The organism is Microbacterium sp. SCN 69-37, from assembly GCF_001724435.1.
Classification (GTDB): Bacteria; Actinomycetota; Actinomycetes; order Actinomycetales; family Microbacteriaceae; genus Microbacterium; species Microbacterium laevaniformans.
Window position 1 is genome coordinate 1 of record NZ_MEEL01000025.1, and the last position, 13,900, is coordinate 13,900.

14 protein-coding genes are annotated in these 13,900 nt (G+C 70.1%); 11 read left to right on the plus strand and 3 right to left on the minus strand.

Translation table 11 applies throughout. The features are described 5' to 3' along the window. Positions 1-28 precede the first annotated feature (28 nt). The 3 genes from ABS64_RS06295 to ABS64_RS06305 all read left to right on the plus strand — a co-directional run bounded on the left by ABS64_RS06295 (position 29) and on the right by ABS64_RS06305 (position 2,879). Positions 29-1,018 (plus strand): DNA-directed RNA polymerase subunit alpha, encoded by a 990-nt coding sequence (locus ABS64_RS06295; RefSeq protein ID WP_005050489.1) that lies wholly within the window; start codon positions 29-31, stop codon positions 1,016-1,018. Positions 1,019-1,101: 83 nt separating this feature from the next. After that, on the plus strand, positions 1,102-1,680 hold the full coding sequence (rplQ, locus tag ABS64_RS06300; RefSeq protein WP_292681905.1) for a 50S ribosomal protein L17: 579 nt from the start codon (positions 1,102-1,104) through the stop codon (positions 1,678-1,680). Positions 1,681-1,793: 113 nt separating this feature from the next. After that, positions 1,794-2,879, plus strand: coding sequence for a GNAT family N-acetyltransferase (locus ABS64_RS06305; RefSeq protein WP_292681906.1), 1,086 nt, complete (start codon positions 1,794-1,796; stop codon positions 2,877-2,879). Between the two features lie 37 nt (positions 2,880-2,916). On the opposite strand, the gene ABS64_RS06310 is transcribed toward ABS64_RS06305, so the two are convergent. Continuing rightward, on the minus strand, positions 2,917-4,881 hold the full coding sequence (locus ABS64_RS06310; protein ID WP_292681908.1) for an acyltransferase family protein: 1,965 nt from the start codon (positions 4,879-4,881) through the stop codon (positions 2,917-2,919). 179 nt (positions 4,882-5,060) lie between these two features. Here ABS64_RS06310 and ABS64_RS06315 point away from each other — a divergent pair, with 179 nt between their 5' ends. From ABS64_RS06315 to ABS64_RS06335, 5 genes are all read left to right on the plus strand, one after another. After that, a complete protein-coding gene (locus ABS64_RS06315) occupies positions 5,061-5,957 on the plus strand; it encodes a carbohydrate kinase (protein ID WP_061683047.1) in 897 nt (298 codons plus the stop codon). Between the two features lie 42 nt (positions 5,958-5,999). After that, positions 6,000-6,311: a putative quinol monooxygenase gene (locus tag ABS64_RS06320; RefSeq protein WP_039413227.1), complete on the plus strand. Its 312-nt coding sequence runs from the start codon at positions 6,000-6,002 to the stop codon at positions 6,309-6,311. A gap of 35 nt (positions 6,312-6,346) precedes the next feature. Next, entirely contained in the window at positions 6,347-7,183 is an 837-nt protein-coding gene (gene truA / locus ABS64_RS06325; RefSeq protein WP_036320338.1) for a tRNA pseudouridine(38-40) synthase TruA, read from the plus strand. Between the two features lie 77 nt (positions 7,184-7,260). Continuing rightward, the gene (locus tag ABS64_RS06330; protein ID WP_036320341.1) at positions 7,261-7,950 is read left to right on the plus strand and encodes an endonuclease/exonuclease/phosphatase family protein; all 690 of its coding nucleotides are present in this window, start codon (positions 7,261-7,263) and stop codon (positions 7,948-7,950) included. A gap of 84 nt (positions 7,951-8,034) precedes the next feature. Further along, positions 8,035-8,886 (plus strand): universal stress protein, encoded by an 852-nt coding sequence (locus tag ABS64_RS06335; RefSeq protein WP_292681911.1) that lies wholly within the window; start codon positions 8,035-8,037, stop codon positions 8,884-8,886. A 79-nt stretch (positions 8,887-8,965) separates the two neighbouring features. Here ABS64_RS06335 and ABS64_RS06340 read toward each other — a convergent pair whose 3' ends face one another. Next, positions 8,966-9,472: an LPXTG cell wall anchor domain-containing protein gene (locus ABS64_RS06340; protein ID WP_292681913.1), complete on the minus strand. Its 507-nt coding sequence runs from the start codon at positions 9,470-9,472 to the stop codon at positions 8,966-8,968. Between the two features lie 205 nt (positions 9,473-9,677). Here ABS64_RS06340 and ABS64_RS06345 point away from each other — a divergent pair, with 205 nt between their 5' ends. The 3 genes from ABS64_RS06345 (at position 9,678) to ABS64_RS06355 (ending at position 12,685) form a co-directional block, all read left to right on the plus strand. Then, positions 9,678-10,298 carry a hypothetical protein gene (locus tag ABS64_RS06345; RefSeq protein ID WP_292681915.1) on the plus strand — a complete coding sequence of 207 codons (621 nt, stop codon included), beginning with the start codon at positions 9,678-9,680 and terminating at the stop codon, positions 10,296-10,298. A gap of 89 nt (positions 10,299-10,387) precedes the next feature. Next, positions 10,388-11,119 (plus strand): hypothetical protein, encoded by a 732-nt coding sequence (locus ABS64_RS06350; RefSeq protein WP_036289545.1) that lies wholly within the window; start codon positions 10,388-10,390, stop codon positions 11,117-11,119. A gap of 30 nt (positions 11,120-11,149) precedes the next feature. Beyond that, positions 11,150-12,685, plus strand: coding sequence for a glycosyltransferase family 2 protein (locus tag ABS64_RS06355; RefSeq protein ID WP_292681917.1), 1,536 nt, complete (start codon positions 11,150-11,152; stop codon positions 12,683-12,685). Between the two features lie 39 nt (positions 12,686-12,724). On the opposite strand, the gene ABS64_RS06360 is transcribed toward ABS64_RS06355, so the two are convergent. After that, a complete protein-coding gene (locus ABS64_RS06360; RefSeq protein ID WP_292681918.1) occupies positions 12,725-13,855 on the minus strand; it encodes a response regulator transcription factor in 1,131 nt (376 codons plus the stop codon). Positions 13,856-13,900 lie beyond the last annotated feature (45 nt).

The window sequence follows — 13,900 nt, forward strand, 5'->3', positions numbered from 1 at the left end:
GCGGGCACGTGACGGAAAGGAACACATAGTGCTCATCGCACAGCGTCCCACTCTGACCGAGGAGAAGATCGGCGAGTTCCGCAGCCGCTTCGTCATCGAGCCGCTGGAGCCAGGCTTCGGCTACACGATCGGCAACGCGCTGCGCCGCAGCCTGCTGTCCTCGATCCCCGGCGCGGCTGTCACCAGCATCCGCATCGACGGCGTGCTGCACGAGTTCAGCACCATCCCGGGCGTGAAGGAGGATGTCACCGAGATCATCCTCAACATCAAGCAGCTGGTCGTCTCCTCGGAGCGCGACGAGCCGATCACCGCGTACCTGCGCAAGACCGGCGCCGGTGAGGTCACCGCTGCCGACATCTCCGCTCCGGCGGGTGTCGAGGTGCACAACCCCGAGCTGGTCATCGCGACGCTCAACGACTCGGCGAAGTTCGAGCTGGAGCTCACGATCGAGCGCGGCCGCGGCTACGTGTCGGCCACGCAGAACCGCAACGAGTACGCCGAGGCGGGTCAGATCCCGATCGACTCGATCTACTCGCCCGTCCTGAAGGTCTCGTACCGCGTCGACGCGACCCGTGCCGGTGAGCGCACCGACTTCGACAAGCTCGTCCTGGACGTCGAGGCCAAGCCGTCGATCTCCCCGCGGGATGCCGTCGCGTCGGCCGGTCGCACGCTCACCGAGCTGTTCGGTCTCGCCCGCGAGCTGAACGTCGAGGCCGAGGGCATCGAGATCGGCCCCGCGCCGGTCGCCGAGGTTCTCACCAACGAGCTGTCGATGCCGATCGAGGACCTCGATCTGTCGGTGCGTTCGTACAACTGCCTCAAGCGTGAGGGCATCAACACGGTGTCCGAGCTGGTCGCCCTCTCCGAGACGCAGCTGATGAACATCCGCAACTTCGGTCAGAAGTCGGTCGACGAGGTGCGCGACAAGCTCGTCTCCCTCGGCCTGTCGCTGAAGGACTCGGTCCCCGGGTTCGACGGTGCGCACTTCTACGGCGGCTACGACGACGAGGCCCTCTGAGCCTCGGCGCTCGGAACGGCAAGACCTTCTGCGCGCACCGGCCCCGACCGGTTCGCTGACCTTTTCCCTCTGGAGTAACTGACATGCCCAAGCCCACCAAGGGTCCCCGCCTCGGAGGCGGCCCCGCCCACGAGCGTCTGCTGCTGGCCAACCTGGCCTCGGCGCTGTTCACCCACAAGTCGATCACGACGACCGAGACCAAGGCCAAGCGCCTGCGTCCGCTCGCCGAGCGCATGGTCACCTTCGCCAAGCGCGGCGACCTGCACGCGCGTCGTCGCGTGCTGTCCGTGCTCGGCAACAAGGATGCCGTCCACGAGCTGTTCGCCGAGATCGCGCCGCTGGTTGCCGAGCGTGAGGGCGGCTACACCCGCATCACGAAGATCGGCAACCGCAAGGGTGACAACGCGCCCATGGCCGTGATCGAGCTCGTCCTCGAGCCGGTCAACCCGAAGCCGAAGTCGGCCAAGAAGTCGGCTGCGGCCGTTCCGGTCGCCGCCCCGGCCAAGGATGAGGACGAGGCCGCCACGGACGCCGTCGCCGAGGCCGACGAGGCTCAGGACGCCGCAGACGAGGTCGCCACGGACGACGCTGCTGCCGCGGGCGCCGAGTCGCCCGAGGAGGGCGCCGCCGCTGAGGCTGCCGCCGAGGACGCTGCGAAGTAATCAGGCTGTCTTTCGAGAAGGCCCGTACCCGTCAGGGGTGCGGGCCTTCTCGCTGTGTGTCTCGTCCGGCTCTCCCCGCGCGCAGCCCGCACGTCGCAGCTACAGTGGCGTGGGTGAGTGAGTTGTCTCTGAGTGGGCGCATCGACGAGTTCCGACGCCGTGCGGGGTCCGACCGCGGCCCTGAGCTGCCGCGGCACCCGGAAGTCGCGTCGTGGCGCACCGCGACGGTGGAGGACATCGATGCGATCCACGCCGTGATGGTGGCGGCCGAGCGCGTCGACCACCCGACGTGGACCACGCCGCGCGAGGACGTCGCCGATACGTTCGATCTTGCGCACATCGACCACTCCCGCGACACGGTGCTGGCGTTGGATGCCGCGGGCGCGGTGATCGCCTTCGGCAGCTCGTTCCTGCACCCGTCGCGCGAGGGCGCCCTGAACGTGCACCTGTCGGGTGCCGTGCTGCCCTCGCTGTGGCGCCGGGGGATCGGGCGTGCGGTGTTCGGCTGGCAGTACGCGCGCGGACTGGAGCAGCTGGCAGAGGCCGCACGCGCCCTCCCTGATGCGCCGGATGCCGAATGGACCGCTCAGCTGCGGGTGTACGCGGAGGAGCACAACCTCGGCAACCAGAGGCTCGCCGAGTCGGCGGGTCTGGCTGCGGAACGCTGGTTCGCGACGATGCTGCGCGATCTGGCGGGCGGCGCGCCGGACGTGGCCCTCCCGGAGGCCGCGCGGGAGAGTGGGATGCGTATCGTCGCGTACTCGCATGACCGCGATGAGGACACCCGTCTCGCGCGCAACGATGCCTTCCGTGATCACTGGGGGAGCCTGCCGAGCCAACCCGCGCCCTGGGCCAAGTTCGTCGGTGGCGAGTTCTTCCGTGCCGATCTGTCCCGACTGGTCGTCGGGCACGACGGGGCCATTGCGGCGTTCTGCCTCGCGTCGGTGAATGAGGACGACTGGGCGAGTCTCGGCGCCTCGAACTCGTACATCGACCTCATCGGTGTCGTTCGGGCGCACCGCCGACAGGGGCTGGCTCCCGCCGTCGTCGCGGCGACGCTGCAGGCGATCGCGGACGCGGGGCTGGAAAAGGCGGTGCTCGACGTCGATACGGCCAGTCCGACGGGCGCCGACGCCCTGTACAAGGGCCTCGGCTTCGTGGCGGACGAACGATCCGTCGCCCTGGTCGCGCACATCTGACACGGGCGCGGCGCGCGCCGGCGGCATGGGGTGCGGCTCAGGACGGGGGCGCGGCGGCGAGCGTCCGGCTCGTCGCCCAGCGGATCAGCTGCACCTGGTAGCGCGTCTGTGCGCGCTGGTTCGCCACGGCATCCACGGCGTGGGTGACGGTGTCGGCGTAGATGCGTCCACCGGTCTCGCCCGGGTGGATGCCGTCGCCGGCGAGCACATCGGTGTGCGGCGCGATCGCACCGGACCAGTCGGCGATGACGACGCCGGGGTGGCTTGCCGCGAACGCGGTCAGCTCGGCGTTGACGCCGGGGATCCAGTCACGAGGAGCGAACGCGGTGACCAGCACGAGCGTGCGTTCCCGGCCGACGCGGTCGTAGATGTCCTGGAGTGCCTGAGTGTCCACGGGGCCATTGGTGCCGAGGCCCACGACGACGTAGTCGCGCAGGGCGCCCTGATCGGAGAGTCGGTCGATGATCTTGCTGCCGGCCCACATCGAGCGCGACACCTCGGCGTCGATCTGCACACCCGGCAGCTCGGCGAGCAGGCCGCCGGCCGAGGCGAGCATCACCGAGTCGCCGACGGCCGTCACCCGGTTGCCGCTTACGGTGACGGGCGCCGGAGGCAGCGGCTCGCCGTCGGGGCCCTCCGTCGCTGTGGGCGTCGGCGTGGGTAGGGGGGCATCGGCGCTGTCCGACGGCGGGGTGGGGGCGGCGGATGCCGCGTCGAGCGCGCGCTGGCCCGCCTCGACCACCGCCTGGCTCGAGCTGACCTGCGGTGAGGCGGCGACGGCGGCCGTCGTGCCGCCGAGAACGAGGACCCCGACGCCCACGGTCGCGATCGCCCCGAAGCGCCGTGACGGCGTCGAGTGAAGGCGCGCCCACAGTGCCCGCCCGGCTCCCCGGAACCCGAGCCGACGGACGGGCTGTTCGAGCAGGCGGAAGGAGGCTGCGGACACGGTCAACGTGAGCACGGCGGCGCCGAGCCCGACGGCGACCGGGACGGACTGCTCGAGGAAGCCGCCGGTCGTCGCCACCGCGAGCAGCACGACGACGGGCCAGTGCCACAGGTAGATGCCGTAGGAGCGTTCGCCGATCCAGCGCAGCGGCGCGACGTCGAGGGCGCGCCCGAGCCATGAGCCGGCGTGCGTCGTCGCCGCGATCGCGACCGCTGTCAGCGCGCTTGCAACCGCCGGGACGAGTGGGTACTGCTCCGCGCCGTCCGGCACCGCTCCGACGACGACGATGCCGAGCACACTCGTGGCCCCGATGACCGCGGTCCAGGCGGGAACGACGCCGCCGATCGATTCGCGCGCCGACGCACTCCCGGCGGTGCGTCCGGCCAGGGCGAAGGCCAGCGCGACGCCGATCAGCAGACCGAAGGCGTGGGTGTCGGTGCCGTAGTACGGGCGCGTCAGGTCGACCGCGGCTGATCCCGCCCCCGCGACCGCGAGCTGTGCGGCCCATGTCAGGGACGCTGCGGCCAGGACCAGAGCGACCGCGGCGCGCATGCCGCGGCGCGGGAGCAGGAGGAAGACGGGCAGCAGCAGTGGCCAGAGCACGTAGAACTGCTCCTCGACGGCGAGCGACCAGAGGTTCCGCAGGAGCTCGGGCTGGGTTCCCGCGAAGTACGACGCCCCGGCGGAGAGGGATGCCCAGTTGGAGGAGAACGTGATCGCGCCGAGCACCTGCCGCCCGAGTCCCAGCAGAACATCGCCACCGACGAGCCAGGCGACGCTCGCGCTCACGGTGACCACCACGGCGAGCGCCGGCAGGAGCCGGCGGGCACGGCGCGACCAGAAGGCGAGGAGGGCGATGCGCCCGGTGCGATCGTGTTCGCGCAGCAGCAGCGACGTGATGAGAAAACCCGAGATGACGAAGAAGACGTCGACGCCGACGAAGCCGCTGTACAGCACCCAGCCGGGGAACAGGTGATACACGACGACGAGCACGACGGCGAGCGCGCGCAGGCCGTCGAGGCCGGCGTAACGCGGTACCGGAGGGGGGGAGGTCATGGCGGGCGCTGAGATTCCGTGGTGGTTCCGTCGGGTTCCGTGCGGGCGCCGCGCCGGCCACGTCGGGTCGGCGCGAGCGGATCTTCCAGTGTACGTACCCTCCCTGAACGCGAAGGGTCCGCCGCATCGCCCGCTGATGACGGGCGCGCGCGCCGCGTGCGGTGCGCCAGACTGGTCGTATGGATACGGATGTGCTGGTCATCGGTGAGGCGCTCATCGACATCGTCGAGAGCGCCGAGGGCGACCGCGAGCTCGTCGGCGGCAGCCCTGCCAACGTCGCCGTGGGCCTTGCCCGGCAGGGACACGCGGTGCGCCTGCTGACCCGACTGGGGCGCGACGAGCGCGGCGCGCGGATCGCTGCCCAGATCGCCGAATCCGGCGCCGTCGTCGACGAGGAGTCGTGGACGGATGCCGCGACCTCCACCGCCCGCGCACGACTGCGTCCGGACGGTTCCGCCGAGTACGAGTTCGCGATCGACTGGGCGGTTCCCGCGGCATCCCTGGACGGAACCCGTGTCGTCCACACCGGTTCGATCGCGCTCTTCCTGGAGCCGGGCGGCAGCGCCGTGCTGGAGGTTCTGCGTCGCGCCGCCGACACGGGTGCGGCGCTGGTGACGCTCGACCCGAACATCCGCCCGGCGCTCGTCGGCGCGCACGAGGTCGCGCTCGCACGCTTCGCCCAGGCCGCGGCATCGGCCGATCTGGTCAAGCTGAGCGACGAGGACGCCGCGTGGCTGTACCCGGGGTTGGACGCCGACGCCGTGCTGCACCAGGTCGCCGCCTACGGGCCGCGCGTGATCGTCATGACCCGAGGCGGCGAGGGCGCCGTCGGGCTGGGGCCCGGTGGTGTGAGCGCCGTCGACGCGCTGGCTGTCACGGTCGTCGACACGATCGGTGCCGGCGACGCGTACATGGCGAGCCTCATCTCCAGCGCGCTGGACGATCCTGCGATCTTCGAGGACGCCGCCTCGTTCGCCGCGGCGCTGCGCCGTGCCGCCGTCACCGCCGGCATCACCGTCTCGCGGGCCGGTGCGAACCCGCCGACCCGTGCCGACGTGGACGAGCGTCTCCGCTGAGCCGGCTGCGCGCGTCCCCACCCACAAGAAAGGTCTCCTGTCATGACTGTTGTCGTCACCGCCGTCTTCCAGCCCGTCGAGGGCCAGCGCCCCGCACTCATCGAGGCGCTCAGCGCCGCCATGCCCGCCGTCCACGCCGAGGAGGGGTGTCTGCTCTATGCCATCCACGCCGCCTCCGACGGGACGGTCGTGATGATCGAGAAATGGGCGGAGCCCGCCGCCCTCGCCGCGCACGCGCAGGGCGACGCCGTGAAGGCCCTGCAAGCCGCCGTCACCGGCCTGGTGACCGGGCCTGCCGAGGTCGTGACGATGACTCCTGTGCCGGCCGGGACGCCGTCCCAAGGCGCTCTGTGACGACAGGCGAGGTCGTTTCCGACTCCGCGGGAGGGGTGCGGCTGCGCCTCGATCTCGCCTACGACGGCACGGACTTCCGCGGGTGGGCCCGTCAACCGGGTCTGCGCACCGTTCAGGGCACGCTGGAGACAGCACTGGCCCGCGTGCTCGGCGGCGATCCGCAGCTGGTCGTGGCGGGGCGAACCGACGCCGGGGTGCACGCGGCCGGGCAGGTCGCCCACCTCGATCTCACCGATCGGCAGCAGCAGCGGCTGTCGTCCAGCCGCGCCGGCACCGCCGAGGCGCTGGCTGCCCGCATCAACGGCGTGCTCGGTGCCTATCCCGACGTCGTGGTGCACCGCACCGCCGTCGCACCGGACGGTTTCGATGCGCGGTTCTCGGCCGTCTGGCGACGCTACGAGTACCGCATCGCCGATCGCATCGCCGGCTACGACCCCCTCGAGCGCGTGCGCACGACCAGCGTGAAGGCCGCGCTGGACGTGGACGCGATGGATGCCGCGGCACGGTCGCTCATCGGTCTGCACGATTTCGCGGCGTACTGCAAATGGCGGGAGGGGGCGACCACGATCCGCACCCTGCTGGAGTTCGGCTGGGGTCGAGACGATCACGGCATCCTGATCGCGCGCGTGAAAGCCGACGCGTTCTGCCACAGCATGGTGCGCGCCCTCGTCGGTGCCTGCGCGGCGGTCGGCGAAGGACGGCTGAAGATCGCCGACGTCGCTGCGATCCGCGACGGCGGGGTGCGCACGAGCGACGTGAAGGTGCTCGCGGCTCGCGGTCTCACCCTCACCGAGGTCGGCTACCCCGCCGATGACCTGCTGGGTTCCCGCGCCGCGCAGACGCGCGCACGCCGCAGCCTCGACGCCGACTGAGCCGGCCGGGTCCCGTTGTCAAGACGGAGCAGATTCCTAGGACCGCCGCTTAGGCTGAGAGCGACGGAAGGCGGGGGATGAAGGTCATCTCGTACAACCTCAACAAGCACAAGGCGATCGGCGAGCTCGGCGAGCTGGTCGAGAGCACGGGGGCCGACGTCCTCTGCCTGCAGGAGGCGGTCTCCAGCGACCTGCCGTCGCAGATCGGCGATCTGCACCTGGCCGAGGCGACGGCACGCAACCGGCTGGGACTTGCGCTGTACTACCGGCGAAGCATCTTCGATGCGCGCGAGGTGCGCGCGCTCGCGCTGAAGAAGTCGCTGCACGACCGTGTGCTCAAGCCCGCGGAGGAGCGCATGCTGGCGGTGCGCCTGCACGACATCGACCTCGGCCGCGAGGTGATCGTCGCGAGCTTCCACGCCGCTCCGCTGACTGCGCTCAACTCGCTGCGGCGCAAGCAGATCCAGGCCGCGCTGGAAGAGCTCTCCAGCCTCGGCCCCGACCTGCCGATCCTCATGGTCGGTGACTACAACTATCCGGTGTTCAAAGAGAACCTCGGCCAGCACGTGCGCGAGTCCGGGTATGAGCTCACCCTGAGCGATGCCCGCACGTACACGCGCTACAAGTTCTTCCGCGGCCACTACGACTTCGCGACGAGCGTGGGGTTCGACATCGCGACGATCACGACGCTGCCGCAGGGGCGCAGCGACCACCTGCCCATTCTGATCACTGCCGAGCCGCGCGCCCTGGCCCCGCGCACCCCCTGACCCTCTTTGTCACGGCCCACGATCCTGCGGCCGTGGGTGCCGCGGCGTAGCGTGGAGGCACCGATCCCAACGGAGGGACGAATCATGGTCGAGAAGATCGTCGTGGCGGTGACGGGGGCACCCGTCTCCGAACGTGCGGTGCGGTGGGCGCTGCAGCGGGCACAGGCCGCGCCGCCCGGCACGCAGGGCATCGAGCTGGTGTCGGTCATCGGGGGAGCGCTCGGTGCCGTCGGCGAGGCGGAGCTGATCGCGCAGGCCGTCGCCGACACCGAGACGGTGCTCGAGCGTCTGGCGGCGCCGGTGCGGGATGCCGGGATCACCGTCATGACACGCGTGGAGACGGGCAACCCCGTCGCGCGTCTCATCGACGCCAGCGTCAACGCCTCCCTGCTGGTGCTCGGCAGCGACTACCGCGGACCGGGTGACGGGCCGGCGCGCGGGGCCCACGGCATCCGCATCGTCGCCGGGGCCGCCTGCCCGGTGGCGGTGGTGCCCGACACGGCGCTGGTCGGTCGGCGCGGGGTCGTCGTCGGCATCGACGGGTCGCCGGTGTCCGAGCATGCCCTGCGCTTCGCGGCGCGCGAGGCCGATCGCCTCGGTGAGCCGCTCACGGCGGTCAGCGTGTGGACTCCGATCGAGGCTCCCCGCAACGGCCTGGCCGTCTACCCGGAGATGTACCTGTCGAACATGCAGGCCGCCACGGAGGAGATGCAGGCGGTGGCCCTCGCCGGGCTCGCCGTCGACTTCCCGGATCTGGTCGTCGAGCGCGTCGTGGAGCGCGGCTACCCCTCGCGAGCGATCGCCTCGCGAGGTCTGACCGCTCGCCTCGTCGTCGTGGGTACGCACGGTCGCGGGGCCCTCGCCCGCTTCCTGCTCGGCTCGATCAGCCAGGAGGTGCTGTCGCATCTTCCCGCGGTGACCGCGGTGGTGCGCTGACGCCGCGTAGCCTGCGTACAACGAGAGAGCCTTCCCGGCCGTGACCGGGAAGGCTCTCTCGTTGTCGTTCTGGCGTGCGTCAGGCGTTGGTCTCCTGGCGGTTGCGACGCACCGTGGCGGCCACGGCGACGGTCGCACCGGCGAGGACGAGAGCGCCACCGCCGACCCAGATGCCGAGCAGCGACTCGCTGTCGCCACCCGTCGAGGGCAGGGTGCCGCCGCCGGCCTCTGACGAGGCGCGAGCGCCGGTCGCGGAGAGGGTCCACGAGGAGCCCGCCGGCGGGGTGCCGACGACCGTCGCCGTGGCGACGCCCGACGAGTCGGCGGTCTTGGTGACCGTCGTGGAGCTGACCGCGAACTTGACCGCGGCGAGGTTGGGGCCGGTGACGCCTTCGCCCACGAGCGTGAACGTGACGGTCGCGCCGGGCTGGAACCCGGCGACGGGAACGGGGCCCGGGGCCGTCACGGTGATGGTGACGGTGTCGGGGCCGGTCGGGGTGTAAGCCTGTGCCATTGCCGGGGCGGCGAAAACCAACCCTGCGGCGATCGCGACGGAGGCCGCGACCTTGGTGAATCGATGCTTCATGAGAGCCTGCTTTCGAATCCGGTCTGGGGGTACCTGATGATCCGCTCGTTCCGTATTTCCGGTCTTGGTGCAGATGGGGGGATGGAGAGTGAAGCGGTATGGTGTAGCTGATGCTCTCCCGAGTATTGCCTAGGGGTCTGTCGGATTGCAAACTCTCGCGGTTTCCGATATGTAAATGTTTCGCGACGTGAAGGAGACCTGCCGGATGGAACGCCCCGGGAGTGGCCGCCGTGCTCTCAGCGCCGCGCTCGCCGCGCTGGTCGTCGTGATCCCGCTGGTCGGTTGCGGGCCCGCGCCGTGGGCCGCGCAGGCGACGACACCCGCGCCCGCTCCCACGACCGCCGTCCCGGTTCCGACGCCGGTCTCCAACGATCTGTCGGGCGGATCGACCCAGCGCACGCTCACGGCGGGCGCGGTCTCGGCAGCCGTGAACTACTGGTCGACGTTGCGGATGGACCGCTGGACGCCGGCGGCGATCAAGCCGATCAGTCTGTCGATGGTGACGACGATCACGCCCAATGACGGGCAGAAGGTCTATCTCCAGCGCGCCACGATGACCGCGATCCCCGCGAATGCGTCGCAGACGTTCGCACCGCTGGATGCCCAGGTGGATCAGGCCACGGTCTCTCCCGGATACCTGGTGCTGTCGCCCTACAGCTACTCCAACACCTTCAATGTCGGCACGGTCCCCGCCGAGGCCACGTACGTCACGGTGCAGTTCGAGTACGACTTCCTCGTGCAGACGACGCCCACCTCGACCGAGTTCGCGAAGCAGACCGGGAGTGACACGCTGACGATCGCGATCGCCGCCCAGAACGGCGGCTGAACGCGCCTTCCTCAAGATCGGGTAAAGACCGTGTCGAGGTTTTCCTGATTCGCACGTCCCGCCGGTGGTCCATAGATAGCGTGTGGATCATGCTTCCCGCCCCCTCGCGTCCTCCCCGCCTCCGCGCCCTCGCCGCCGCCGCCGCGGGCCTCGTGGTGCTGACGTCTCTGACCGGCTGCACCCAGATCGCCAGCGCCTTCAACAGTCTGCAGCAGAACGCGGTGTCCACGCCTGCCCCGCGCCCGGCGGTCACCCAGGCCGTCAGCATGCCCTACGACTCGAAGTTCACCTACGACGGCTCGGTGTCGCTGTCCACCGACGTCGCCGATGGGCTCGAGGTGCGCCTGGACGTCTGGGCCGCCGATCCGAAGCGCACTCAGGAGTGGGCACCCGACAACGACAAGACCTTCGGTTTCGCGGTCAACGTGGTCGATCACCGCGTCGATGAGAAGGCGGTGCTCACGCAGAAGCGACGTGTGTACCTGTCGATGATCAGCATCACCTCGCAGGTGTCGCAGTCCACGATCGGTCAGCAGCAGATGATGTCGCCGTTCCAGTTCTCGGCCGACCCTCGCACCCTGGTGCCGTCCGACACGATGCGCTCCGACCGCGGCCTGCTGCTGAACACCTTCCAGGGCGGCCTGCTCGTGCCGACGACGACGATCCACCAGCTGCCGGCCGACACCTACGGGATCACCCTCCAGTTCGCCTTGCAGGTGTGGGTGGAGGGCACCGCCAACACGGATACGAGCTTCCAGCAGCAGACCGTCTATCAGGTTCTTCCGATCGCCATCTTCTCCCCGACCACCCCCACTCAATAGGCTGTTGTCCACACCGACACGAGGTACACCGTGAGCACGCCCTTCGACACCGGCCGGCAGGCCGCCGAACCGCAGTTCCGTGCGGCACCCTTCGGGGCACCGCCGGCACCGCCGGCGCAGCCGTACGGGTTCCCCGTGCCGCAGGAGTCCTTCCACGCCGCGGATCTCACGATCCCCGAGTTCGACGATTTCTCGTCGGTGCTCGAGCACACCAGCGTGCACCGCTCGACCATCGGGTGCGTCGTGCCGGCGTACAACGAGGAGGAGTCGATCGCCGACGTGCTGCGCTCGCTGCTCGGGCAGAGCCGTGTGCCCGACGTGATCCACGTCGTCGTCAACAACACGTCCGACGCGACGGTCAAGATCGCGTCGGAGTTCAGCGGTCCGCACGAGATCACCACAGAGCTGGGCGAGCAGTTCACCGAGGTGTTCGTCCACGACATCGGCAAGAACCCCGACAAGAAGGTCGGAGCGCTCAACTACGGCTACGCACTGGTCGAGGGGTACGACTACCTTCTCGGTGTGGACGGTGACACGATCGCCGACCGCCGGGCCGTCGAGTTCCTCGAGGGCGAAGCCGTCGGCGACTCCCGCATCGGCGGGATCTCTGCGATCTACTCGATCGATGACCGCCCGATCAAGGGCGTCATCGCGAAGTTCCTCATCGCCGGCCAGCGCACGCAGTTCGCGGCCTTCAACCTGCAGAACCTGTTGCGCGGGCGCAACATGGCGGTGCTGGGCGGGCAGTTCTCGATCTTCTCGACGACGGCGCTGCGCGATGTCATGAAGGCGAACCACCAGAACTCGCCCTGGGTGAAGGACAGCGAGGTCGAGGACTCGCTGCTGTCGCTGCAGATCAAGAGCGCCGGCTACCTCACCAAGATCAGCCCCTTCGCCCGCGCCGACGTGGGCGGCATGACCACGCTCAAGGGCTACGACGCCCAGCAGGTGAAGTGGACCTACGGCGCGATCGAGCTGATGTGGCCGGGCCAGCGCGGTGACACGAAGGGGCAGCCGTTCCACCCGAACCTGCGCCTGCGGTGGTTCGAGAACTTCTCGATGCTCACCAACCTCTTCGTGCGCGTCGCCTTCCTCACCCTGCTGATCGCCTCGCTCTCGATCGACGCGTTCGTCTTCTCACCGTGGTGGCTCATTCCGCCGGTGGTCGCGACGATGCTGAACCTGCGGGTCGCACGGGCGATGGAGACCTGCAACAGTCGCGATCTTCTCTTCGCCGGCCTGATGTTCCCCGCGGAGATCTTCATGTGGGTGCGCATCAGCCACTTCCTGCGGTCGTGGACGCGGTTCCTGTCGCGCAAGAAGGTCGACAACTGGGCGATGCAGGCCAAGGCCGAACGCGGCGGCGGCAGCATCGGCCACTGGGTGCCGTTCATCATGCTCGCCATCGTCGCGATCGCGGTCGCGGTGATCTGGAACATGCTCGACCCGGCGGCGCAGTCGGCGATCCTCTGGGTGGGCTGGCCCATCGTCGGGGTGGTCACGGTCATCCAGACCGTGCTCATGTCGTTCCGGCTGTTCCGTCGTCACCAGGGCTTCAAGGTCTGACGCCCCGCGACGAAGACCTGCGCAGCTCGTCGGCGACGCTCAGGCGGCGTGCTCTGCCGTCAGCCGGTAGCCCACGCCGCGCACGGTCTCGATGTACCGCGGGTTGGCGGGGTTGTCGCCGAGCTTTCGGCGGAGGTTGGTCATGTGCGCCTCGATCGCGCGCTTGTCGGCCTCGCCCACGAAGTAGCTCGTCACGTACGACTCTCCGCGAAGGACGAGGGTCAGGTCGGCCTTGCTGCGCACCCGCCGCTTGGACTCCATGAGGGTTGCCAGCAGATCGAACTCGGTGCGGGTGAGCACCAGCTCCTGACCGGCGATCGCGGCGACGCGCTGCTCCGGGTTCACGGCGAGATCGCGGTGCGCGACCCAGCCGGGCCCGGTGTAGGCGACCACCTCACCGGCGCCCCCCGTCGCGGCGAGGGCGCTCCCGGGCGACTGGGGCCCGACGCTCGAGGGCACGACGATCGGCTGCGCCGGCGCGGCGGGTGCGGCGGGCGCCGCCGCGGACGCAACGGGTGCGGCGGATGCCGGGGCCGGCTGCTCCTGCGGCTGCGCAGGCGCTGCGGAGGGCTGCACGCCGTCGAAGCCGTAGGGCGGGTCGGCCGGCGCGGCGGGAGGCCAGCCGACGGGCTGGGCTCCCGCCGGTGTCGGCCAGCCGGGGGCCTGCGGCGGATACCCGTAGCCTGCGGCGGGAGCCTGCGGCATCCCGTAGTCGGGCATGCGCTGCGCGCCCGGGCGCGCTCCCGGGAAGGACGGTCCGCCGACTTCCTGGCGGGGCGCGGACGCCTGCGGCGTGTTGCCCGCCGTGGCGCGCGGGCGGCGCAGGAGCGAGTCGATGCGGGCGCGCAGCTCGCGCGGACGGAACGGCTTCACGATGTAGTCGTCCGCGCCGGAGCCGAGCCCGACGACGACGTCGGCCTCTTCTTCCAGGCCGGTGATCATGATGATGAAGGTGTCGCTCTGCGCGCGGATGCGCCGCGCCGCCTCGAACCCGTCGATACCGGGCATGTTCACGTCGAGCGTGGTCACGAGAGGCTGGTAGGAGAGCACCGCACGTACGCCGTCGATGCCGTTGCCGACCGACACCGTCGAGAAGCCGGCGGCTTCGAGCACCTCGACGATGAGGTGACGGATGTCGGGATCGTCCTCGATGATCACGGCGGTTTTCATCGGTAGCGAAGGATCGGTCATGGTCCCGGGGGGCTCTCCAGTAGG